Below are 23,888 nucleotides of genomic sequence, written 5' to 3'. Positions count from 1 at the left end.
AATTACATAATAACTTATATTTTGACTAATCTTACATATTAAGGCAGCCTTAGCAATTGAATTACAGTTTTGTGGTAAATTTAATACTGTTTTGAAGGCTGCCCTGATGGATAACCAGAGCTGCAACAACCTTTGCCACCTTAACAACTTTTAAGATCAGGAATTAGCGGATGAACGTACTGGAAAAAATCGTAAGTAGTGTTACCAGCTTCAGCAAGTCTGAGCGTAAGGTTGCCGATGTTATTCTGGCTAATCCACAGATTACTATACACAGTAGTATAGCAGCGCTGGCCAAAATGGCGGATGTCAGCGAACCTACTGTTAACCGTTTCTGTCGCCGCCTTGATACCAAAGGCTTTCCTGATTTTAAGCTGCATCTAGCACAAAGCCTGGCTAACGGCACGCCGTATGTTAACCGGCACGTAGAAGAAGAAGATGGCCCTGAAGCGTACACGGCCAAAATTTTTGAATCTACCATGGCCGCGCTGGATACGGCCCGCCAGCGTGTCGATATTAATACCATCAACCGGGCAGTCGATGTATTGACTCAGGCTAAAAAAATATCATTTTTCGGATTAGGCGCCTCAGCATCGGTGGCACATGATGCGCAGAATAAATTTTTTCGTTTCAATGTGCCGGTGGTCTGTTTTGATGACATTGTGATGCAACGTATGTCGGCTATTAACAGTTCTGACGGTGATGTCGTGGTGTGTATCAGCCATACCGGCCGCACCAAAAACCTGTGTGATATTGCCGCCATTGCCCGGGAAAATGATGCAACAGTAATCGGTATCACCGCTTATGACAGCCCGTTGGCCCGTGAGTGCACGTTAGTATTGTCATTGGACGTACCAGAAGATACCGATATGTATATGCCGATGGCCTCCAGGGTTGCCCAGCTGGTTTTAATTGATATTCTGGCAACGGGCTTTACGTTACGTCGTGGCAGTAAATTCCGGGAAAACCTGAAAAAAGTCAAAGACAGTCTGCGTGGCTCCCGCTTTGAAAAGAAAGATTTCGCTAATTAAATTATGTTGTATTTCGTTATTCAGGTTGCTGCAACTGCACCAACCTGTCGCTTTTATCAATATTGCCGCTGTATTCTGTAATAAAATTACATTACACTTAATGTCATGTAACGTCCGCGTTTAACAGCAGGAGCATCTGATGCCAAGAAGAACTAAAATAGTCGCAACCCTCGGCCCCGCCACCAGTACCCAGCAATCAATCGAAAAGCTCATCAGTGCCGGCGCAAGTGTGTTCAGGCTAAACTTCTCGCATGGTAGTGCAGATGATCACCGGGAACGTGCTGCTATGGTGCGCGCAGCAGCAACTAAACTTGGCGCCCATGTTGCCATTTTAGGTGATTTGCAAGGACCTAAAATCAGGGTGTCCACTTTTAAAGAAGGCGCGGTTTTGTTAGCTGAAGGCCAGCAGTTTGTGCTTGATGCCAGTCTGGCAAAAGGTGAAGGTGATCATCATCAGGTTGGTATTGACTACAAAGCGCTGCCTCAGGATGTCAGCACTGGTGATTTATTGTTGCTGGACGATGGCCGTATTCAGTTACAGGTTGAGCGGGTAGAAGATGTCCGTGTTTATACCAAAGTTACAGTCGGCGGCAAATTAAGTAACAACAAAGGTATTAACCGGCAGGGAGGAGGCTTAACCGCCCCTGCCCTTACCGACAAAGATAAAGCGGATATTATTACTGCGGCACAAATTGATGTCGATTTCCTGGCGGTGTCCTTTCCCCGCAGCGGTGATGACATGCGCCTTGCCCGTGAACTGGCAAAAGCTGCCGGCTCTGAAGCACGTTTAATGGCAAAAATTGAGCGGGCCGAAGCGGTTGCTGATAACGAAACATTAGATGACATCATTCGGGCATCAGACGCAGTGATGGTCGCCCGGGGTGATCTTGGGGTGGAAATTGGCGACGCAGAACTGGTTGGTCAGCAAAAAAGGATAATTGCCCGTTCAAGGCAGCTGAATCGGGTTGTGATAACGGCAACCCAAATGATGGAAAGCATGATAGAAAGTCCGATGCCAACCCGTGCCGAAGTTATGGATGTGGCTAATGCTGTGCTGGATGGAACCGATGCGGTTATGTTGTCTGCAGAAACAGCAGCAGGTAAATATCCGACTGAGACTGTCAAAGCTATGGCCCGGGTATGTGATGGTGCTGAAAAACATCCAAGTGTGCAGATTTCCAAACACCGGATGGATGTCGCATTTACAGAAATCAGTGAAACTATAGCACTTTCCGCCATGTACGCAGCGAACCATTTAGCTGATATTAAAGCGATTATTGCCTTAACTGAATCGGGCTATACCGCTAAGTTAATGTCGCGGATAACCTCACCGCAACCAATCTATGCGCTTTCCCGGCATGACAAAACATTGAATAAAATGGCGTTGTACCGGGGTGTTTATCCGGCATTTTTTGACAGCACAGCCCAATCTGCACAGTCACTGGCCGATGCGGCTATAGAGGCCATCCGTAAACAGGCCGGCCTGAAAGCGGGCGACCTGGTTATTATGACCCATGGTGATGCAATGGAGACAATTGGTGCGTCAAATACCTGCAAAATTGTTCAGGTGAAATAACGTTATCAGCACCTGAACAATAAGCAGTAACAAAAAAAGGGCCTGAGGCCCTTTTTTGTTACTGCAGTGTACTAGTAAACGTCGCGTTGTAATTTTCTAACCCTTCTGGCTGCCCGGTATTCAACAAACTGTGGTGCTAATGCAGTTAATACAGAGCCCGTTACCACCAGTAAAGCACCAAGCCACGACCATAAATTAAGCTGCTGTGCTTGCAGATAATCGGGGAAGACACTGCCAGTAATATTAGCGAATAAAATAGTAAATAAAGGCGTTACCGCCAGTACAGCGCTGACTTTAGAGGCCTCCCAGTGATGTAAGGCCTCTGCAAATGCACCATAAGCAACAACGGTATTCAGGCAGCAGAATACTAATAATGCCCAGTGTAAGTAGCTCATTGTCAGTAAGGGCATAAAATCAGAAACCGGAATAAAGCAGACGGTTCCGGCGACATACAATAAATACATAATTTGTTTAGAACTGTAGTTAACCAACAGCTGTTTTTGGGCCAGCGCATAAGCGGCCCAGGTAATAGCAGCGGCAATGACCAGCAGAACACCTTTTGTCTCTGAACCCGCCTGCATAACTAACTGGATTAAACGCTCATTAAAAAACAACAATAAACCAGCTACTAAGGTTAGCGCCCCTATTTTCTGCCATAACAATAGTTTTTCTTTAAATATGACAATGCCCCCCAGCATCATCAGAAAAGGCGCCAACTGAATAACAACTTGTCCGGTTTCGGCAGTTAGATAGTTTAAGCCACTTAAATACATTATATAATTTGATAACAAACCGACGACAGCTATCAGCATCAATAGCGCTATTTTTGGCTGTAACAGTAATTTTGTAACTGGTAACTTCCCTCTGGCAGCGAGCCAGAGTCCAACGATAACAGCCGCTGCCAGAAAACGGATAGCAGTAATCGTATTGGCCGACAGCACATCAAGCACAATTTTAAGTGCTATAGGTAACATGCCCCATAAAATGGCGGTTGTTAACGCTAACAGCAAACCAATAACACTTTTACCGGTAATTTGATGCATACAGCAAAAATTCCTTAAACAGGATTAACGAGTCGTTCAGGCAGTGCCATTGTCACTTATTTACGGTCAAGCTGTCTTGTCATTTAGCATAGTTTGCGACAAATCAAGTGTTTCATCCGTTCAGAAACTATACTGTACTTAAGCTAACACTTTTAGTTTCGGAACTCATAATGACTAGAATTAAACGACTTGCGGTGCTTACCTCTGGTGGTGACGCCCCGGGAATGAATGCCTGTATCCGGGCCATTGTGCTGACAGCCTCAGCCTGCAACATTGAAGTTATCGGCTTTAAACATGGTTTTAATGGCTTGCTGGAACAGGAGTATCAAACGCTGCATGCTATGCATGTTGATAATATTATCCAGCGTGGCGGCACCATTTTAAAAAGTGCCCGCTGCCCTGCCTTGCAGCAAGCCAATGGGCCAGCAGAGGCAGCCGATGCATTAAAGCAACTGGACATCGATGCACTTATCGTGATCGGCGGTGACGGCAGTTTTCGCGGGGCTATGGCTATCAGTAACTTTTACGATGGTCAGCTTATCGGGGTGCCAGGCACAATTGATAATGATGTCGATGGGACTGACCGCACCATTGGTTTTGCCACAGCAATTGACACTGCGCTGGACGCCATTGATAAAATACGCGATACGGCTGATGCCTTTGAACGAATTTTCCTGGTGGAGCTTATGGGGCGCCATAGTGGGTATATCAGTCTGGCTGCCGGCATTGCCGGGGGGGCTGAGCAAATTATCTGTCCGGAGTTTGGACAGCTCAATCCTGATAATCTAAGGCCCATTATCAAACCTATTCAGCATGCTCAGCTGTTAAAAGGTAAATCCAGCTATTTAATTGTTGTGGCAGAAAACAGCTATCCGGGAGGCGCAACTTCATTAGCTGAAGCTTTAACAAAGGCAATAGGTATTGAATGTCGGGCCTGTATTCTGGGCCATATTCAACGGGGTGGCAGCCCGGTAGGTGCCGACCGTATTCTTGCAACAAAACTGGGGGCTTTTGCTGTAGAGCAATTAATGCACGGTGCAACTCTGGTAATGGCGGGTGAAGTAAACGGCGAGGCCTGCTTGTATCCATTAGCAAAAACCGGTGACAAAGCTAAAGCAATAGACCCTTTTTTAGTGCGCTGGCAACAGCAAATAGGCAGCTACTAGGCTGCCTGCATCATCCGATTTTATTGTCGTGTGCGAGGCCGTTAATGGCTGAATACCTGTTTTACCCGGTCTTTGTAGCTTCGGCTTACCTTAACAGCCTGGCCATTGGTCAGCATCAGTTGATGCTCACCATTAGTCAGCATCTGCAATTTAGCAATAGTATTGACGTTTACGATTGCAGAACGATGTACCCGGACAAATAATCTTGGGTCAAGTTCCTGCTCCAACTCTTTCATAGTCCGGCGTAAAATATGAGTCTGGCCGTCTTTGGTATGAATACACATATAGTCACCAGCGGCATCAACCCAGTCTATCTCAGCAACCGGTACCCGGGTTATTTCACCGCTGTCTTTGATACTAATTGCTTCCGGAAAACGATCATTCACCACCGGCTCAGATTTATCCAGACGCTGCAAAATATCGCCAGTTTCATCGCCGGTAAGTTTTGCAACCGCTGCGGCAAGTTTGTCTTTGTGCTTCTGACTATCAGCTGCTGAGTGGAATTTAAGTACTTTAGCAACAGCTGCTTGCAGGCGTTCTGATTCAACCGGTTTTAACACATAATCCAGGGCGTTAACTTCAAAAGCGTTAAATGCATAGTGATCATAAGCAGTGACAAACACGATATAGGGCAACTCTGCTTGTTTTTGTTGCAGGTTTTTCAGTACTGCAAAACCATCCATACCCGGCATTTCAACATCCAGAAATACCACGTCAGGCTTTAACTCAAGAATGCGGCTTACCGCCTCATCACCGTTGCTGCACTGGGCAACAACGTCCAGCTCAGCAAAAGCAGCCAGTCTTACCAGCATACCTTTGCGAGCCAGAGGCTCATCGTCTACTACTATTACCTTCAACATGGTTTGTTTCCAATTGCTCTAACTGTAATGGGATCCGGATATTAACTTTCAGCCCCTCTGGCTCATTGTGTGTCAGCACCAGGGCAAAATCGTTATCATACAAGGCTGCCAGGCGCTCTTTAGTATTCACTAAACCCACTCCACTGGCGCTGTTTTTAGGTATGCCGTCACTTATAGGCATACCGGGGCCATCATCTGACACCTCAAGCAGTAAATCATGGCCAAATTTTTTGGCGGTAATGGTAATTTCACCGCCGTCCACCTGGCTGGCAACTGCATATTTAATGGCATTTTCGATTAACGGCTGCAAAATTAAGCTGGGTACCAAAGCCCGCTCCGTGCCCTGCTCAATGTCGAAATTTACCGTCAGCCGTTCCGAAAAGCGAACTTTTTCAATTTCCAGATATAACTTAGCTGCATACAATTCCTGCTCTAACGGTACCCGGTTAATCGGATCTTTATAAAGTGAGTAACGCAAAAAGTCACTGAGCCTGGTTACCATTTTGTTTGCTGTGTCAGTTTCATTAATTAACACCAGCGTTGAAATGGCATTCAAGGTGTTAAAGAGAAAATGCGGATTAAGCTGATAACGCAGCATTTTTAATTGGGCTTCATGTGCCTTATTAGTTGCAGTTAACGATTTCTGTTTTTCAAGCTGCAGTGTTTGGTAATATTTAATTCCAAAATACAAACCACTCCAGCTAAGCATCACATAAAACGCCACCGGCGTGTCTCTTATATATAACAACCAGTCATCAGGACGGTAGCCATGACGATATATTTCCCAGTAGTTAAAGTTTCTTACGCTGGTCCATATTGCCGCGATCAGTAATGCCAGCAATAAAACCAACAAAATCATGCGCCAAGGTTGCCAGAACCAGATGCGCTGATACAAATAGCGTAATGGAATGGTGATCAGCCAGCCTACGTAGGCATCTAATGCAACGACGATAATATAAGCATCACGGGTTTCCTGAACCAGTGAACCAAGGTAATTAACGATGGCAAATCCAAGCCAGCCCAGGGTGTGCAGGATCCAGAACTGCCGGTTACGATCTTCAAACACTTTGTACAAGATAAAATTCCGTGTTATTGCGCTTCGCAGAGTATAACTAACATCAAGGTTAAAACCTTGCCGCTTAAACTGATTTCAGCAGACATTAATCGCAATTAGGCAGCGCGCTCAGCAACCAACTATCAGAAATCTGCCAGTACCGGAGTAGGTTTGCGATTTGCATCCAATGCAACAAAGGTAAAGTTACCGGATATCGCTTTGTGCTGGTCGTCGTTGTACATGTTTTCAACAAAAATATCGACGTGAACTTTAATACTGGTCCGCCCTACGTGCTCAATTCTTGCTACCAGTTCAATAATGGTCCCTGCAGGAATAGACTCTTTAAAATCGACCCGATCTGAACATACCGTTACCAACGGCTTGCGGCAAAACCGGGTAGCAGCAATGAAAGCTGCTTCGTCCATCCAGGCCAAAGCTTCACCACCAAATAAGGTATTGTGATGGTTGGTGCGGCCCGGGAATACCGTTTTGGTTACCCGGGTAACGGCATGGGCTGTTCTTTTGGCAATAAGGGCTTCACTGGGTGGGGTATTTGACATAAGCTACTCACTTGAAAATGCATTACGAATTATGACAATGCTGCAGATAACAGCATTCTTTGCGCTATTATAACAGCCCTGCACTATTCATCGGTATTTTCTCTGCATGAAACAACTGCTACCACAACGCTTATTATCATAATAACTGCAATGAGGACTTTATGGATCTAGTTAGTTACCAGTTGAAAATACAGGATATCGCCCTGCACCGGATTGAAGTGACAATCAACTTTATGCCGGCAAAGCGTATTCATCAACTGAACATGCCAGCCTGGATCCCTGGCAGCTATATGATAAGAGACTTCGCTAAACATCTGCTGAAAATTACCGCCTCAGACTCATCTGGCCCGTTGCCGTTGCTACAAATGGATAAACAAAGCTGGCAACTTAATTGCCGCGACCTGCCGGTAACGGTGGTTTATCAGGTTTATGCATTTGATTTGTCTGTGCGGGCAGCCTATGTGGATGATGAGTTAGCCGTATTAAACCCGGCGGCACTGTGTCTGTCTGTAAGCGACCTTGAGGCTGTACCACAACACGTTTTAGTTCCTAAACCTGAGGCAGAAACAGCAACCAACTGGCGGCTGGCCACTTCGTTGACGCCGGTCAACAATACCACTGTTTTAGGTTTTGGCTGTTACCAGGCGGCTGACTACGCCAGCTTAATTGACAGCCCGATGCTAGCTGGCATTTTTAATCTGCAGCAGTTTCAAATAAATGATATACCGCACTATTTGGTGGTTACCGGTGACAATCTTGCCGATTTGCCGCGATTTAAAGATGATTTACAAAAGATATGCCAGCAACAAAGTGAAGTTTTCGGCACACTGCCGGCAGATTTAAACCAATACTGGTTCTTACTGTGGGTAACAGATCAGGGTTATGGCGGGCTTGAGCATAAATTTTCCACCCTGTTACTTTGCAATCGTTATGATTTACCTGCTGCTAACATCACGCAACCTGATGATAACTATCAGCAGTTGCTGGCACTGTGCAGCCATGAATATTTTCATAGCTGGTGGGTAAAGCGGTTAATGCCAACTGAGTTTAAGCCATATCAGCTAGCCGCAGAGCAATATACAAAACAGTTATGGTTATATGAAGGTTTTACGTCGTATTTTGATGATTTAGCATTGGTTCAGGCGGGTTTAATCAGTCCAGAGTGCTACCTGACAACATTGGAAAAAGTGATCAGCCGGGTGACACGCAGCCCGTCAGAAAATTTACAAAGTCTTGCTGACAGTAGTTTTAATGCCTGGACAAAGTTTTATAAACAGGATGAAAACGCAATTAATGCGGTGGTCAGTTATTATGCTAAAGGGGCATTACTGGCATTTTGCCTGGACGCTGGGCTGCGCCAGCAAGGCAGCTCATTGCAACAGCTATGTCAATATATGTATCAACACTATCTGGAAACAGGTACCGATGACAATAGCCTGTTCACCAGCCTGAATGCGTTGGGTTTTGAAAATCTGGCTGTCGCAGCACGTAACTGGGTAAGCCAGAGTGAACCGTTGCCATTGCAGCAGGCCGCAACACAGCTAGGGCTTGAACTCAGTTTTCGACCGGCAACCGATCACAATGATCTTGGTGGCCCTGCTGAATCTAATCCGCCAGCTAACTTACCTGCTTATCTGGCTGCGGCGACAAAAGTACAACAAGGTTTAGTTACGATTAGCCAGGTGATTGATGGCGGTACAGCTCATCAGGCCGGCCTGATAGTGGGTGATCAGCTGCTGGCACTTGCCGGCAGGAGAATTACCGAACAAAGCCTGCCGCAGCTGTTGCGACGGTTACCGTCTGATACAGAACAAATACTGACCATCTACCGTAAAGACCGCTTATTAACATTGCGGCTGCCCATCAGAACCGCTGCCGCGACAGTCGCAGTCCTGCGGTTTACTGACTGCAAAAAAGCCAGCCAATGGTTACAGTGTGGCGTTATTCTTCCGCCAGCAGCAACTGCGGATCAAGCCGCTCCTGCAACCAGTTAATCCGCCAGTCGAGATGGGGGCCGGTTACCCTGCCAGTGGCCCCTACTTCGGCAATAGTTTCACCCTGTTTTACCTGCTGCCCTGGCTTAACGTTTATTGCATGTAAGTGCATAAGAGTAGACGTTACTCCCATGCCGTGATCAATAATCAGTGTCAGCCCTGAATAATATAAATCTTCAGCCAGCAATACCTCACCATCCCATGGCGCTAACACTGGCGCACCAACCGGAGCGGCAATATCAAGCCCGTAATGCGGGTTACGCGGTTCACCATTAAATACCCGCTGGCTGCCGTACACACCGGATATCCTGCCTTTAGCCGGTAACACAGGTTCAGCAAAAATTGCGGTCTTATCTGACAGGGTTTTACGAACCGCGGCCACTTTCCGGTTATCGTTCCGGATCCGCTCAGATACCTCGGCCGGCGGCGTCACGTATTTTTGTGCCACCCCGGTTATGCGCTGGATATCATACTCACGACGGCTAAAGGTAAGTGGCAACGCCTGGCGGCTACCGTCAGCGGTTATGACTGTCAGTTGATGCTGCAAAGCGGCATCGCGACCAATCCCAAACACAAACTGGCCAGATGCTGAAACTTTAATTGGCTGCTCATTGAAAAACACCTGGGAACCGGCCGGAGCCTGCCCCCTGATCAGACTTCCCTGAGTTAACTCACCATCAAGAATAATGTCTGTGTTTGCCGTTGAATTAAGCGATACCAGTAAACTAGCACTTAGCAATAGCGCCCTTTGCCACACCTTCATAGGCTACCACCTTATAGTTTTTAGTGTTATCAATCGCCTTAAGTTCACCTGCGATATAATCTGCCAGACATTCTACTGTGGTATCACAAGGTAAAATATCACAATGACTTTCGGGAATAACTAATTCGAACCAGCCCTGGCTTGCCTGATAGCGAAAACAATGTGCGTCAGGCTGTCCGCTCAGAACCTGCAACGCTGTTGCATCACATAAATCTGCTGCAGTTCCAAGATAGCAATCCTGCCACCGCTCACTCCACATTTTATTCAGTCGTGGCGACAACATACCATCTGTATATATCTGAATTGTGGAGCGATGGCCGTGGGCAATGCGCTGGCAATTGCCATCATGCTTTTTTAAACCATGACTGTAGTGATAATAAAATCCGGTACTTGCTTCAGCACGCAGTGATAACTTCAGGCATTCAACATTAGCCGGAAGCAAAGGCTTAATGCATTGTTCCAGATACAGACTAACGCTCTGCTCATTAATCTGGTGGGTAGGAATAGCGGCAAAGGCTTCAGCGGGTGATGCCAGGCTGATTGTGCCGCGTAAACTGTTATAATGAACCACTGTGGACGCCGGCTCAGTTGTCAGACTAAGTGCACTGCAATGTGACGGTAACGCAAGCTTGTGGTCAACCAGCTGGTCAATTGCCTGCTTAATGACTTTTTTCACCCTGGCAAAATCGAACACCATGGCCGTGTCATCTAGACTGCCATGCAACTCTGCATCGACAATATAGCTCTCTCCCACCATGCCTCGTTGCAGGTCCAGGTAAGAAAAATCAATTACGGTTAACGAATTTACGAATAAGATCATCAGAATGTCCAGGCTAAAGCAATTGCGGCTGCGTGTAGTATACCTGTTCAGCGCTGTTGCAGTAAGAGCCCAGCTTCAGCTTTTAACGCTTGTGCTCGGTTAACCAGCTGTTCAGAATACCAATCTGACCACATTTATGGGCAGCGTACATTAAACGAATGGCATTGCTTAGCAGTGTACTGTCGTTCCATTGGGTTTTATCCTGGATCTCCTGATAGCAACCTAATGCTTCAGGTGTTAAATATCCCCGAAGTTCCTTTTTGCCTGAAGCTTGTTGCCGCTGCCGGTAACGTTGTTGTTTCTCGGCATTACTCAGTGCCCGCTTATTGTCACTGCTCATAGCTATACTCATTACTCTATTGTTTGTCAGGTGAACAACGCACGCCTATTATCACAAGTACAAACTATCAGACAGGTTGGAAATTACAACGAACCGACAAATCGGACTTGTCTGGCGTACAAGTGTTCGCTAAAGTGGCGCAGCAATTATAATGGGTTAAACATACATGACTAAGAATAGCTTTACAAAAGAAGATTTAATCGCCTGTGCAAATGGCGATTTATTCGGCGAAGGTAACAGCCAGCTGCCGTCGGATAACATGCTGATGATGGACAGAATTATCCATATATCTGAAGAAGGCGGCCTTTACGGCAAAGGCCAGATCATAGCAGAACTGGATATTACACCTGATCTCTGGTTCTTTGCCTGTCACTTTAAGGGTGATCCGGTAATGCCAGGATGTCTTGGCCTGGATGCCATGTGGCAATTAGTTGGTTTTTTCCTTGGCTGGTGTGGTGGCCCTGGCAAAGGCCGTGCGTTGGGCGTCGGTGAAGTCAAATTTACCGGGCAAATATTACCCACGGCTAAAAAAGTAACCTATACCATTAATATGAAAAGGGTAATTAAAAGAAAACTCTTTATGGGTATCGGTGACGGCGTGGTAAGTGTTGATGGTCGGGATATTTATGCCGCAACCGATTTAAAGGTAGGCCTGTTTCAGGACACGTCAAGCTTCTGAGCCTAAAGTGCATAATAAAACAAACCCCGCAATCAAAGCGGGGTTTGTCTTTCTAATCATTGAAATTGGTTAGGTATCCGGTTAGAGGCCTTTGTTAAATAAACCGACATTTCGGTCTTCCATTGCTTCCCGCCAACCTCCAAGCCATTGTGAGCGGGCATCTAAATTTTGATAGGGACAAATTTCTTTAGACCGTCCGGTAACACCGGCACGATAACCTTGAGCATGAGCACGTTCCAGACGATCACGTTTTTGTCTTTTCATACGGCAGTCTTCCTCAACATTTTTTATTAATTAATCGTACGTCACGTGTTTTGAGCAGCCGACGCTGGCCTGTCACCAATCCAACATTGCGTACGTATTAATTGATAGCTGACAGCAAAAGAAGGTTCAAATCAAATTAAAAGATTTACTGCTTGACAAAAGCTAACGAACTGAAGTTGTTTGCCTTTTAAAGACGTTTTTATTTATATTTTATTACGCTTAAAAAGTTTTTTTGATAACTGTTTTAGCATAACAAAAATATTAATTAAAAAAAAAGCTGCCGAAGCAGCTTTATATTTCAGAGTTAGGTGTCAGGTTGTTAGCGTCTGCGACGAAACAACAAACCAAAACCGGCCAGCAACAAAAACCCAAAGCTGCCCAGGCCACCAGCCTTACGCTCGTAGGTGTTTTGTTCGGTATCGCAGCTCTCAGGCTCACCATTGGCTATTGGCAGCAGCTTAACGGCCTTGGCTTGTTCTGCCAGCACCGGGTTACCACTGTCGTCAAGTACTGGTTCACCTTTAGCATCAAGCTGTGGCATTCGCTGCAGTACTGTTGCCAGTATTTCACCATTATTATTAATCGCGTTGGCATCGACTATAGTAAAATCGGCATTACAACCTACCAGCTTGTTTAAATCCTGGAACGTATCACTGGCAATGTCATAAACAAAGCCATGCTGGCGACGGTCGGTAGTGCCACCGATAATAATTTCAGCCCGGCCGACAATCTGACCGTTATCGTTTATAGCCGATGGAACAGATGACGAACTGGCGAAAAAGTCGGTCGGAAACACTGTTGTATCCGTTGCCACGTCATAGTAAAAAAACTTGCTCCGTCGTAAACCATTAATGGTTTTCATGGCAAAACCGGTAGCAACATTACTGTTGTTAATGGCAACAGCAGTACTTGCAAGCCACTCTGCCGGGTCAATAATATCGCTAACTACGCCATCACGAAATAACGTGGCATGGGGTGCGGCATAAATTCGGCTCAACTCCTGAAACTGAACACGGAATCTCAGGATCCGGTCGCCATCAGTATATAACGAATGTCCTACCGCTACACCGTTATCATTAACTGCTGTCGCGCTACTGTAATACTGCACTTCAGGCAATCCGTTTTCAGGAGTGTACGTTGCTCCAGTGCCTTTCTCACCCAGGAAGCCATAGGTTTGGTTGACAGTAGCAGAGCCATCAGGCTGCAATTGCCATAACATCGCTCTTTCCTGATAGCCGTTTCTGTAGGAAAACACGGTTTGGTAAGCCCTGACGTCGGCTAGTAAATCACCAAGTGTATAAACTCCTGCCTGGTGAAAGGCGTTTAAGCAGGCATCTACTGGCTGACTTGCGCCATCACAGGTTTCTTCAATAACTGTCACTCTCCCGTCATCAAGCCCGACTGAGCCTGATCCGGCAATTAAACCCTGATTATTTACTGATAAGGCCCGGCTAAAGCCACCGCCTAATTCAGTATAAGGTGGCAACAGGTTTACCGGACCAGAATCAGTAACCGCTACACCGTACTGAAAGCCAGGCTCTGGTTGCCAGACCGTTATAGTTTCAGGGGCTTCGGCATCCTCATCGTCCGGGTCCGGCGCAGGGGTAAACTGCTGCTTACTGGCAGGCGCCGTCGCGATGCCAACCGCTACGCCTTGCTCATTTAAATCGTATACATATTCACTGTTTGAGCGAAGCTGTTCCAGATCGCGCATTGGAATGACCACCGGTGCGCCATTTTCTGGCTGCGAAATAGCAACAGCCCGGCCAACAGGTTGATTTCTGATATTCGGGTTGGTGGCTAACAGTAGGGTCAGTGTGTTTAAAACTGATGCATCAAAAATACCTAGTTTGGCATCTTCAATCTGTTCCGGTGTTAACACCGCGGTAATGGTCGTACTTTCAAAATTGATAGTGCTGACATCCAGCGGGAAATTAATAAAATTTACCGCTGAGCGCAAAGAACCTTGCTGATTTGACTCCTGCCATTGGATAAAGCCCTGGCCAGTAACAACCGCATTGCCCTGATCATTCAGTGCTGAAGCAAATGTTGCCTTGGATATTGAGTTAGGTTCAAGTTCTGCGACCTGATACACAGCAGCAACAGTGGAAAATGCAGTTAGCAGTGGCAATACCGCCAAACTGATTCGAGATAATTTCATTCAAGGCCCCTAATGTACTTCTGATGTACGTTTGCCGTACTAAGAATTTAATGCTTCTAATTGTTCCCAGCGCGCATACGCTTGCGCCAACTTCGACTCGGTTTGCTGCAATTGGTTCAACGTCTGTTGACTAGCAGCAGCATCCCGTTTAAAGAACTCAGGATCATTCACTTGTAATTGCAAAGCATTTAGCTCGGCGTCAAGTTGTTCAATCTGCTGGGGTAATAATTCAAGTTCGCGTTTTTCTTTGTATGATAACTTCTTCGGATTTTTAACTAAAGGGTTAACTTCCGCCGTTGCAGGCTTTTCAGCAACTGAGACTGCTTTTGCCGGCGTTACTTGCGCCATTTGTCTGGCCTGATATGCCGTAACATCGTCATAGCCGCCGGCAATTTCAATAATCCGGCCGTTACCGGCAAATAACAATGAACTGGTGACCGTATTATTTACAAACTCCCGGTCGTGGCTAACCAATAGCACGGTACCCTGATACTGTTGTAAAATATCTTCCAGCAATTCCAGGGTTTCTACATCTAAATCGTTGGTCGGTTCATCCAGAATAAGTAAATTACTGGGTCTGGCAAATAGCTTGGCTAGCAACAGCCGGTTTTTCTCACCGCCCGATAAAGCTTTTACCGGTGTTCTGGCCCGGGCTGGAGGGAACAAAAAATCCTGTAAATAACTAAGCACATGGCGGCTTTGGCCATTTTGCTGAACTTCTTGTTTACCATCTGCTACGTTGTCCTGAACGGTCGCTTCTAAATCCAGAGCGATCCGGTGCTGGTCAAAATAGGCGACTTCCAGGTTGGTGCCGCGCTTTACCTCGCCGCTGTCAACGTTATAGTCACCCAGCAGCACCTTTATCAAACTGGACTTACCTACCCCATTTGGCCCGACTAATGCAATCCTGTCGCCCCGCATTACCAGCAAATCCAGATTGGCGATTACCGGCTTGCCATTAAACGCCAGATTAATGCCTTTGCCTTCAAATACCAGTTTGCCCGAGCGGTTAGCCTGCTCAATATTAAAATCGACTTTACCTTGCTGCTCCAAGCGGGCGGCCCGTTCCTGACGCAATGCTTTTAATGCTCTGACCCTGCCCTCATTGCGGGTGCGACGGGCTTTAATTCCCTGACGGATCCACACTTCTTCCTCTGCCAGCCGTTTATCAAACAAGGCATTGTGCTTTTGCTCGTCTTCCAGCATCTTCTGTTTGCGATCGAGATATTCCTGATAGTTGCCAGGATGTGAAGTTAATTCGCCCCGGTCTAAATCAATGATCCGGGTCGCCAGCGCCCGGATAAACGCCCGGTCGTGCGAAATAAAGATGATGGCGCCATTAAAATTCAGTAAGAATTGCTCCAACCACTGAATGGCGGCTAAATCTAAGTGGTTGGTTGGTTCATCCAGCAGCAAAATGTCAGGCTTAGCGATCAATGCCCTCGCTAACGCTGCTTTACGTAACCAGCCACCGGATAAAGTGGCTAAACTGGCGTCTGGATCCATTTCAAATTGCTGACACAGATCGCTAACCCTGGCCTCCAACGACCAGCCATCGCGGGTATCCATTTCATTTTGCAGTTGCTCAAATAACCGGTACTCAGCATCACCAGCCCCTTCCAGATTCTCAGATAGGGTATAAAATTGCTGCAGCTTCTCTGCTAAATCATCAGCACCTTCTCGGATAAAATCGGCAATTTTAGTTTGCATTTTTGCTGGCGGATCTTGCTCTAAGCGACTTAGCACCACGCCGGTATTAACCACTATCTGGCCATCATCCAGATTTTGCTGACCGGTCAGCAATTTTAAAAACGACGATTTACCGGCACCGTTGCGCCCGACCAAACACACCCGCTCACCACTAAACAGGCTAAAATCGACATGATCTAATATCGGATTGGTACCAAAGGCCAGACACGCCTGTTGAAAACGCAATAATTCCACTACTTACTATCCTTTAATCTAAGCAATTTTTACTCTGACGGTGTTTCAGCCTGAATGTTTTTCAACCAACTTGTGATACTGTCCGCATCAAACGGCCAATACAATAGTTTATCAGCTGCAGCCAGCACCGGAATATGCACCCGAAACTGCTGCAACAGTTGTTCATCGTCAATAATATCCACCACCCGAAACTCAACGCCGGATGATGTTAACAGTGCTTCGGCTTGCTCACATAAATGGCAGCCCCAGGTGCTGTATAAAATGTACTGAGGCATTAACGGGTTAACTCGAAACAAACATGGATATTGGGGTTACGCTTAAAATCTTCCGGCAAGGTTGCTGCCGAAATATCTTTGATCTGCCAGCCCGCCTCTTCCAGTGCTGCTTTATCAATTTTAAAGCGGCGCTTATTGTTAGAAAAAATGACTTTTCCGCTCGGATTCAGGCGGCCTACCAACATATTAAGTAGGCTGACATGATCCCGTTGTACATCCCAGTTATCTTCCATCCGCTTCGAATTAGAAAAAGTTGGCGGGTCAACAAAAATAAGATCAAACTGGTTGCGACAGCGAGCCAGCCATTGCAGGCAATCAGCTTGCTCAAACTGATACTGTTTAGCCTGTGGGCCGCTAAGCATGAAGCCGTTGAGGGTAAAGTTACGCTTTGCCCAGTCTAAATAGGTGTTGGACATATCAACGGTTGTCACTGCTTTGGCACCGCCAATAGCCGCATGTACCGACGCAGTGCCAGTGTAGGCAAACAGGTTTAACACTGTCTTACCCCTGGCTTGCTGCTGAATTAAACGCCGGGTTAAGCGATGGTCTAAAAACAAACCGGTATCCAGGTAATCACGCAGGTTTACTAAAAACTTAGCGCCGTATTCGGTTACTTCTTTATATTGGCCGGCTTTAGCCATCGCCTGATACTGATTTGTTCCCTTTTGCTTTTCCCGCACTTTTAAAATCATTTTATCGGAGCTGATCCCCAGCACCGCCGGTACCTGATTAACAACGTCAAATAAACGCTTCTGGGCAATTTGTTCATCAACCGTGGCTGGCGCGGCGTATTCATGCACCACCACTTCACCGTCGTACCAGTCAACCGCAACGTTATATTCGGGAATATCGGCATCATACAGCCGGTAACAGTTAGTACCTTCGCGCTTAGCCCACTTCTGCAACTGCTTTAGGTTTTTCGCCAACCTATTACCAAAAGAGCTGCTTTCACTAAAAAATAACGACGGTGCATCGGAACTCACCGCCACTTGTTTTTCAGTCAGATCAAACAAGGTGAATTCGCAATCAAGCGGGCCATTGGTGAATTTATAGGTTTTACTTTTCGATAAACGCAATGAGCGCAATAAATCAGCATTAGAGGTAATAATGGCTAAGCGCCAGCCCTGATAATGCTGTTTTAGCGCCAGCGCGAATTTGCTGTATAGCGGAATTAAACTGGGTAAATCGCCCAAACGCTCACCATAAGGCGGGTTAGTGACAATCACTCCGGGTGTTGCAGCAACACTGCCTTTAAGCCCGGTTGCATCGCCGTATTCGACTTTAACATAGTCTGCTACCCCTGCCCTGGCTATGTTTTGCCGCGCTTTGGCTAGCGCCCGTTCGTCGGTATCACTGCCATAACAAAGTGTTTGTGCCGGCAATTGCACTTCTTTGGCTTTAGCCTCGGCTTTTAACTGCTGCCAGACACTTGCCCGGTGGCCCGGCCAGCCTTCAAAAGCAAAGCGTTCGCGGTTTAACCCCGGTGCTTTATTCAGGGCAATTAATGCCGCTTCAATAATAATGGTGCCACTGCCACAAAACGGGTCAAACAACGGCTTATCGCTGCTCCAGCCAGATCGCTTTAATAACGCAGCCGCCAGGTGTTCTTTTAACGGTGCTTCACCCTGCCCGCTGCGATATCCCCTCTGATGTAAAGATGGCCCGGAGAAGTCCTGCAAAAAGTGAAAATAGTTTTTTTCCAGCCGAACCTGAAAGCGCATATCCGGGTTTAAGCGGTCAACATCCGGCCGCTGGCCGGTTTCTTCCCGAAACTGATCAACAATGGCATCTTTTAAACGCATGCCACCAAACTGGCTGTTATCAATAGTGGCGTGTTTACCAACACAATCCACCGCCAGGGTCTGACGAATGGTCATTAACTGTGGCCAGTCAATTTTACGGGCCATCTGATACAAATCTGAGTCTGCGGTTACCGGTTCTGATTGAATAAGACGCATAATACGGGTGGCCAGGCGCGACCATAAACATAACTGATATGCATTGCTTAACTCAGCTTTAAAGCGCACTACACCCATAGCCACTTTAATGACTTCGCCCTGATAATGGCGTATCTCATCGGCCAACAGCTCTTCGACGCCCTTTGACGTTAAAGCCCAGAATTCCAGCATAACACCTAACCTTTAAATAAAATGGCCGACAGTATAACAGAATGTGCTTTAAACACGTTTGAAGATTTGTAATTGCAACTATTATTGCGGCTTATTAGCACAAGCTGCTGCTTAAATAGCCAATCAGGATAAATAACTGAAAATACCCTTATTAACATCTTGCATAGCACTACTAAAACCACTAAGATGCGCCCCGCAATGACGGACGCGGGATGGAGCAGCCTGGTAGCTCGTCGGGCTCATAACCCGAAGGTCGTCGGTTCAAATCCGGCTCCCGCAACCAAATTGATTGTGCAAAAGTGATTATAGGACAGCGCCCTCGGGCTCCTCTTTATAACCATGGGGCGAAGGTCTAAATCCGGCTCCCGCAACCAAAAACCCTCATTGCATAGCAACCTATTACAACCACTGCTCAGTTGTAATAACACGGACGCGGGATGGAGCAGCCTGGTAGCTCGTCGGGCTCATAACCCGAAGGTCGTCGGTTCAAATCCGGCTCCCGCAACCAACTAAGTTGTATATATGGTTTAATGAATCGCCCTCGGGCTCCTCTTTATAACCGCGTGGCGAAGGTGTTCAAATCCGGCTCCCGCAACCAACTAAGCCTACTTTAAGTAGGTTTTTTTGTGGGCGTAATTCAGCTACAGTATTCAGCTTTATTGCTTACGCGAGTCTGGTATGTCAGCTACATTTAATGTCGAACAAAGCTATCAAAGTTTACCATCAGCATTGTTTGCTAATTGTAAACCTACTCCGGTAGCCGGGCCTCAATGGCTGGCATTTAATCAGGATTTGGCCAATGAATTAGTGCTGCCAGAGCAATACCATGCCAGCGATGCAGGGTTAAAATTGTTCTCCGGCAACGATCTGCCTGACTGGTGCCAACCAATAGCACAGGCGTATGCCGGCCATCAGTTTGCCAACTATGTACCTCAGCTTGGCGATGGCCGGGCCTTGTTGCTGGCAGAAGTCATTAGCCGATCAGGCCAGCGTTTTGATTTGCAGCTAAAAGGTGCCGGCCCCACCCCATTTTCCAGGGGTGGTGATGGTCGTTCACCTATAGGACCGGTTATCCGCGAGTATCTGGTTAGTGAAGCCATGCATGCGTTAGGCGTGCCCACAACCCGCGCGCTAGCAGCGGTAAGCAGCGGTGAAATAGTGTATCGGGATGAACCACAGCCCGGTGCAATTTTAACCAGGGTAGCCAAAAGTCATATCCGGATTGGTACCTTTCAATATGTAGCGTCGGTCGGCGATCCTGCGCTGCTAAAAGAATTTGCCGATTATGTTATCAGCCGTCACTATCCTCACTGTGCGGGCGAATCTCAGCCCTATCTGGCGTTATTGCAAGCCGTTATCGCTTCACAGGCAACGACGGTGGCACATTGGATGAGCCTGGGCTTTATTCATGGGGTAATGAATACCGACAACATGAGCATAAGCGGTGAAACCATCGATTACGGCCCCTGTGCTTTTATGGAAGCGTACGATGACAAAACCGTATTCAGTGCCATAGATCGGCGCGGACGCTATGCCTACATCAACCAGCCACCTGTTGCGCTGTGGAATCTGACCCGCTTAGCCGAGAGCCTGTTGCCGCTACTGCATAGCAGTCAAACCGAAGCAATTGCAATGGCCAGCGCCGCACTGGAGTCATTCAGTCAAAGTTATCAGCAAGTGTACTTGCAAAAAATGACCGCAAAACTGGGTATTGCACACAGTGAGCCTGATGATACGCAGCTGATTAACGGGTTACTGCAATTGATGCAGCAGGATCATGTCGACTTCACCTTGTTTTTTCGTCAGTTCAGCCAGAACGATCCACAAATCGCTGCTGAGTTATTCACTGATAACAACCACTGGCAAAGGTGGTTTGCCAGCTGGCAAGCACGTATTAACAAGCAGACAATGAGCGATCAGCAACGTACGACGGCTATGCAGGGCGTTAATCCAGAGTTTATCCCGCGGAATCATTTGATCCAGCAAGCTATCGAGCAGGTTAGCAGGCATGGCGAACTCACTTTATTTAATCAGTTAAAACAGGCCTGGCTAAAACCTTTTGCAACTGATCAGGCTTATGCCGCATTTCGTCAGCCAGCCACTGCGAAAGAGCGGGTACAGCGGACTTTTTGTGGTACTTAAACCTACCGCACCTGATTGAATGCTTAGCGCCAGCCAGTCATAAATGTTTCATCTGATTTTCATGGAGATGTCATGTTTAATGCCTTTAATGACAGCAGGTTTCGCCAGAGATAATACTGATGAATACACTGCAAAAGCTGACATTGCTCGATACGAGATTGTTTTTTCAGGTAAACCTGATTGGGCAATTACCATCAGTTAAAAAGCTTAGCCTCGGTTTATCCCGCTGCGGCGATGGCCACTTATATCTAATTGCGGCCATGCTGCTGTGGCAGTTTGATTTTCACCAGGGCCAGCAATTTATCCAGCATGCAGTACTGGCATTTGCTATTGAGTTGCCACTGTACCTGCTGTTAAAAAATGCCATTCAACGCGAGCGACCGAGGGGCCCAACCCAACATGGCTGGACACCTGCGATTCACCCCTCTGACCGTTTTAGTTTTCCATCTGGCCATACCGCCGCTGCCTTTATGTTTGCCTGGTTACTTGCAGCGTATTACCCGCAATTTACTGTGTATTATCTGATGCTGGCCACTGGTATCGGCTTGTCCCGGGTGTTATTGGGAGTACACTATCCAACAGATATTCTGGCAGGAGCCGGCCTTGGCAGCCTGATTGCGTTAGTCGTTTTGCAAACCAGTGTATAAAAAGTTATCTGTTAAACAGGAGCCTGATGAAAATACTTTATGGGGTGCAGGCTACCGGTAACGGCCATATCACCAGGGCCAGAGCAATGTTGCCGGCGCTGCTGCAACATGGGATCGACGTTGACTTTCTGTTCAGCGGCCGGCCAAAGCAACAGCTGTTTGATATGGATATGTTTGGCGCTTACCACTGGGCAAATGGTTTTACCTTTGCTACGGCAAACGGCAAAGTAAAAAAACTGACTACCATTACTCAATTACGGCCAATGCAGTTTTACCGTGACGTCAGACAATTAGACTTAACAAGCTATGATTTAGTACTGACCGACTTTGAACCAGTCAGCGCCTGGGCCGCGAAACGCCAGGGCAAACTATCAGTCGGCCTTGCCCGGCAGTATGCCTTACGATTTCCGCTGGCCGAAAAGCAGTCTGCAACATGGTTAAAAATGGCAGTATCTGGTTTTGCACCTGCAAAGTTGATGCTGGGCGTGCACTGGCAACCAGAATTTCCGGGGTTACTGCCACCGTTACTTGTCCCGGCAACTCAGCCAGAACGCTCCCCGGACAATATTAGCGGCCAATCGGCCTTTATCCTGGTTTACCTGCCCTTTGAGCAATTGTCATCAGTCATTAACTGGTTAAAACAATGCCCCAGCTGGCAGTTTAAGCTTTATGCCAACGTGCAGGCTTTACGTACTGAAGATAATGTGACGATACTGCCACTTAGCCGTAGTAGGTTTCCCACCGACTTGCAACACTGCAGCGGCGTAATCTGTAACAGCGGTTTTGGCTTGTGCAGTGAGGCATTAATCGCCGGTAAAAAATTACTGATAAAGCCATTACAAGGTCAGATTGAGCAAGCCTACAACACCTATACCCTGCTGAAAATGGGTAAAGCAGAGCAGTTAAACCAGTTTATCCCCGAATTACTGTCAAACTGGCTAAACCGTCCGCCGGCTGCCCCTTATCCGATGCCAAATCCGTCCATGGCAATTGCCCGCTGGCTTAAACAAGGCTGTGTGACGCCAGTTGAGCAGTTAGCAGCGTCAATCTGGCAGTCACAGTAACTAATCGTTATGCTGATTACTGATATCTAATTCAAGCCTGGCCCGCTCTACCAATTCCTGATCTAATTCTGATTTTACCGCCACCCCTAAATCTTTAAATTCTGCAGCTTGTTTTATCAGGTTTCCTTTACCGGCAACCAATTGGCCCAGCGCTTTATCATAACTTTCACGGGCTTTGTCCAGTTGCTTGCCTACCCCCTGCATGCTATCCAGAAATGTTTTGAGTTTCTGGTAAAATTTTTCAGCACGGTTTGCCAACTCTGCAGTATGTTTATTCTGATCTTCAAAACGCCATAGCTGGCGAACAATATTCAGGCTGGTTAACAAGGTTGTGGGTGTGGTTACCAGAATATTCCGATCAAGTGCCTGTTGAAATAACTGACTGTCATGCTGTAAGGCGGTTACATAAGCAGATTCTATCGGAATAAACATAAATACCACTTCCGGAGAGTTTAATCCCGAGATCTGGTAGTAGCTTTTATCAGCCAGTTCGTTTATCCGATCTTTAACTGCTGCAATATGCGCTTTCAATGCCAGTAACCTGTCTGTGTCATCGTCTGAGTTAACATAACGGGTATAAGCAGACAATGATGTTTTTGCATCGATAATCAGGTGCTTTCCCTGCGGCAGATAAACGATAACATCAGGTCTTTGCCTGCCACTGTCAGTATTAAAACTCGCTTCCCGCTTGTAATCTTTACCTGGCTGCAGGCCGCTGTTATCCAGCACATTTTCCAGCATTAACTCACCCCAGTTCCCCTGCACTTTGCGCTCACCCTGCAAGGCTTTACTCAGTTGACTGGCTTCAGTGGTAATTTGCTGATTCAGCGCCTGTAATTGTTTTAATTCGGTTTTCAGCTCTGAGCGTTGTTTGGTTTCTTCCGTATGCAACATCTCCACTTTTTGTCGGAAGCCTTGCATATCCTGCTGTAACGGGGTTAGTAACTGGCGCATACTTTCCTGATTCTGGTGCTTAAATACCTCACCTTTGCGCTCTAAAATATCATTTGCAAGCAATTCAAATTCTTGCTTTAACGCCGCTTTATTGTGTTGTAACAGCTGCAGCTGTTCGGAAAAATGCTGTTGCTTTTCCTGCAGCGAGCTACCCAACCTGGCGTGGTCAATTGCCAGCTGCTGGTACTGTTGCTGTAACTGATTATGCTGTTGTTGTAATTGCTGATATTGTTGTTGCCAAAGCTGAGTTTGATTTTCGCTTTTTGCCAGATTAAATTGCTGCTCTCGTTGTTGTCTTTTCAGGCCGACGGTTACCACTAACAGGATCAGTAAAAATATCGCCATCATCAGCAATGCGGCAGTTGAAGGCGTGAACGGGAAATCCATAAATATGCTGCCCTGGTTATAGTTGGTTACGCGTACCT

Annotated in this window: 21 protein-coding genes and 2 tRNA genes; 10 read left to right on the top strand and 13 right to left on the bottom strand. The window is 46.8% G+C overall.

Going from position 1 to position 23,888, the window contains the following annotated elements; all coding sequences use genetic code 11:
* The first annotated feature begins 170 nt into the window (after positions 1-170).
* The gene (locus KQY15_RS12185; RefSeq protein ID WP_019674299.1) at positions 171-1,028 is read left to right on the top strand and encodes a MurR/RpiR family transcriptional regulator; all 858 of its coding nucleotides are present in this window, start codon (positions 171-173) and stop codon (positions 1,026-1,028) included.
* Between the two features lie 139 nt (positions 1,029-1,167).
* On the top strand, positions 1,168-2,604 hold the full coding sequence (pyk, locus tag KQY15_RS12180) for a pyruvate kinase (RefSeq protein ID WP_217669522.1): 1,437 nt from the start codon (positions 1,168-1,170) through the stop codon (positions 2,602-2,604).
* 71 nt (positions 2,605-2,675) lie between these two features.
* Here the strand turns inward: pyk and KQY15_RS12175 are convergent, their stop codons facing one another.
* Positions 2,676-3,647, bottom strand: a complete 972-nt coding sequence (locus tag KQY15_RS12175; RefSeq protein ID WP_217669520.1) for a DMT family transporter — start codon at positions 3,645-3,647, stop codon at positions 2,676-2,678.
* Positions 3,648-3,817: 170 nt separating this feature from the next.
* On the opposite strand from KQY15_RS12175, the gene KQY15_RS12170 reads away from it, so the two are divergent.
* Positions 3,818-4,813 (top strand): 6-phosphofructokinase, encoded by a 996-nt coding sequence (locus KQY15_RS12170; protein WP_217669518.1) that lies wholly within the window; start codon positions 3,818-3,820, stop codon positions 4,811-4,813.
* Positions 4,814-4,854: 41 nt separating this feature from the next.
* Here the strand turns inward: KQY15_RS12170 and KQY15_RS12165 are convergent, their stop codons facing one another.
* From KQY15_RS12165 to KQY15_RS12155, 3 genes are all read right to left on the bottom strand, one after another.
* Positions 4,855-5,673: a LytR/AlgR family response regulator transcription factor gene (locus tag KQY15_RS12165; RefSeq protein WP_217669516.1), complete on the bottom strand. Its 819-nt coding sequence runs from the start codon at positions 5,671-5,673 to the stop codon at positions 4,855-4,857.
* Positions 5,645-6,739, bottom strand: coding sequence for a sensor histidine kinase (locus KQY15_RS12160; protein ID WP_308160246.1), 1,095 nt, complete (start codon positions 6,737-6,739; stop codon positions 5,645-5,647). The genes KQY15_RS12165 and KQY15_RS12160 overlap by 29 nt, the downstream gene beginning before the upstream one ends.
* A gap of 131 nt (positions 6,740-6,870) precedes the next feature.
* Positions 6,871-7,287 carry an acyl-CoA thioesterase gene (locus KQY15_RS12155; protein WP_217669512.1) on the bottom strand — a complete coding sequence of 139 codons (417 nt, stop codon included), beginning with the start codon at positions 7,285-7,287 and terminating at the stop codon, positions 6,871-6,873.
* Positions 7,288-7,448: 161 nt separating this feature from the next.
* On the opposite strand from KQY15_RS12155, the gene KQY15_RS12150 reads away from it, so the two are divergent.
* A complete protein-coding gene (locus KQY15_RS12150) occupies positions 7,449-9,281 on the top strand; it encodes a M61 family metallopeptidase (protein ID WP_217669510.1) in 1,833 nt (610 codons plus the stop codon).
* Here the strand turns inward: KQY15_RS12150 and KQY15_RS12145 are convergent.
* The 3 genes from KQY15_RS12145 to KQY15_RS12135 all read right to left on the bottom strand — a co-directional run bounded on the left by KQY15_RS12145 (position 9,229) and on the right by KQY15_RS12135 (position 11,204).
* Complete coding sequence (locus KQY15_RS12145; protein ID WP_217669508.1) at positions 9,229-10,044, bottom strand: M23 family metallopeptidase; 816 nt, start codon at positions 10,042-10,044, stop codon at positions 9,229-9,231. The genes KQY15_RS12150 and KQY15_RS12145 overlap by 53 nt on opposite strands.
* Entirely contained in the window at positions 10,007-10,864 is an 858-nt protein-coding gene (locus KQY15_RS12140; RefSeq protein WP_217669506.1) for a 6-pyruvoyl trahydropterin synthase family protein, read from the bottom strand. The genes KQY15_RS12145 and KQY15_RS12140 overlap by 38 nt, the downstream gene beginning before the upstream one ends.
* Before the next feature lie 82 nt (positions 10,865-10,946).
* Positions 10,947-11,204 (bottom strand): hypothetical protein, encoded by a 258-nt coding sequence (locus KQY15_RS12135; RefSeq protein ID WP_254795680.1) that lies wholly within the window; start codon positions 11,202-11,204, stop codon positions 10,947-10,949.
* Between the two features lie 166 nt (positions 11,205-11,370).
* On the opposite strand from KQY15_RS12135, the gene fabA reads away from it, so the two are divergent.
* Positions 11,371-11,883 (top strand): bifunctional 3-hydroxydecanoyl-ACP dehydratase/trans-2-decenoyl-ACP isomerase, encoded by a 513-nt coding sequence (fabA, locus tag KQY15_RS12130; protein WP_217669502.1) that lies wholly within the window; start codon positions 11,371-11,373, stop codon positions 11,881-11,883.
* A gap of 81 nt (positions 11,884-11,964) precedes the next feature.
* On the opposite strand, the gene rmf is transcribed toward fabA, so the two are convergent.
* From rmf to rlmKL, 5 genes are all read right to left on the bottom strand, one after another.
* On the bottom strand, positions 11,965-12,147 hold the full coding sequence (gene rmf, locus KQY15_RS12125; RefSeq protein WP_019674311.1) for a ribosome modulation factor: 183 nt from the start codon (positions 12,145-12,147) through the stop codon (positions 11,965-11,967).
* Positions 12,148-12,466: 319 nt separating this feature from the next.
* Positions 12,467-14,308, bottom strand: coding sequence for a DUF3466 family protein (locus KQY15_RS12120; RefSeq protein WP_217669500.1), 1,842 nt, complete (start codon positions 14,306-14,308; stop codon positions 12,467-12,469).
* A 39-nt stretch (positions 14,309-14,347) separates the two neighbouring features.
* Entirely contained in the window at positions 14,348-16,252 is a 1,905-nt protein-coding gene (gene uup, locus KQY15_RS12115) for an ATP-binding cassette ATPase Uup (protein ID WP_217669498.1), read from the bottom strand.
* A gap of 29 nt (positions 16,253-16,281) precedes the next feature.
* A complete protein-coding gene (locus KQY15_RS12110) occupies positions 16,282-16,527 on the bottom strand; it encodes a glutaredoxin family protein (RefSeq protein ID WP_217669496.1) in 246 nt (81 codons plus the stop codon).
* A complete protein-coding gene (rlmKL, locus tag KQY15_RS12105) occupies positions 16,527-18,656 on the bottom strand; it encodes a bifunctional 23S rRNA (guanine(2069)-N(7))-methyltransferase RlmK/23S rRNA (guanine(2445)-N(2))-methyltransferase RlmL (protein ID WP_217669494.1) in 2,130 nt (709 codons plus the stop codon). The genes KQY15_RS12110 and rlmKL overlap by 1 nt, the downstream gene beginning before the upstream one ends.
* 206 nt (positions 18,657-18,862) lie before the next feature.
* Between rlmKL and KQY15_RS12100 the strand changes: the two genes are divergently transcribed.
* From KQY15_RS12100 to KQY15_RS12080, 5 genes are all read left to right on the top strand, one after another.
* A tRNA-Met gene (locus KQY15_RS12100) sits at positions 18,863-18,939 on the top strand.
* A 148-nt stretch (positions 18,940-19,087) separates the two neighbouring features.
* Positions 19,088-19,164, top strand: a tRNA-Met gene (locus KQY15_RS12095).
* A gap of 170 nt (positions 19,165-19,334) precedes the next feature.
* Positions 19,335-20,798, top strand: coding sequence for a protein adenylyltransferase SelO (locus KQY15_RS12090; RefSeq protein WP_217669492.1), 1,464 nt, complete (start codon positions 19,335-19,337; stop codon positions 20,796-20,798).
* A gap of 119 nt (positions 20,799-20,917) precedes the next feature.
* Positions 20,918-21,445 (top strand): phosphatase PAP2 family protein, encoded by a 528-nt coding sequence (locus tag KQY15_RS12085; RefSeq protein WP_217669490.1) that lies wholly within the window; start codon positions 20,918-20,920, stop codon positions 21,443-21,445.
* Positions 21,446-21,471: 26 nt separating this feature from the next.
* On the top strand, positions 21,472-22,509 hold the full coding sequence (locus tag KQY15_RS12080) for a glycosyltransferase family protein (RefSeq protein WP_217669488.1): 1,038 nt from the start codon (positions 21,472-21,474) through the stop codon (positions 22,507-22,509).
* Here the strand turns inward: KQY15_RS12080 and KQY15_RS12075 are convergent, their stop codons facing one another.
* Positions 22,510-23,850 (bottom strand): DNA recombination protein RmuC, encoded by a 1,341-nt coding sequence (locus KQY15_RS12075; RefSeq protein ID WP_217669486.1) that lies wholly within the window; start codon positions 23,848-23,850, stop codon positions 22,510-22,512.
* Positions 23,851-23,888 lie beyond the last annotated feature (38 nt).

This window comes from Arsukibacterium indicum (assembly GCF_019100565.1).
Classification (GTDB): domain Bacteria; phylum Pseudomonadota; class Gammaproteobacteria; order Enterobacterales; family Alteromonadaceae; genus Alishewanella; species Alishewanella indicum.
Note: the sequence above shows the minus strand (reverse complement) of the source record. Positions and strands in the feature narration are given on the sequence as shown.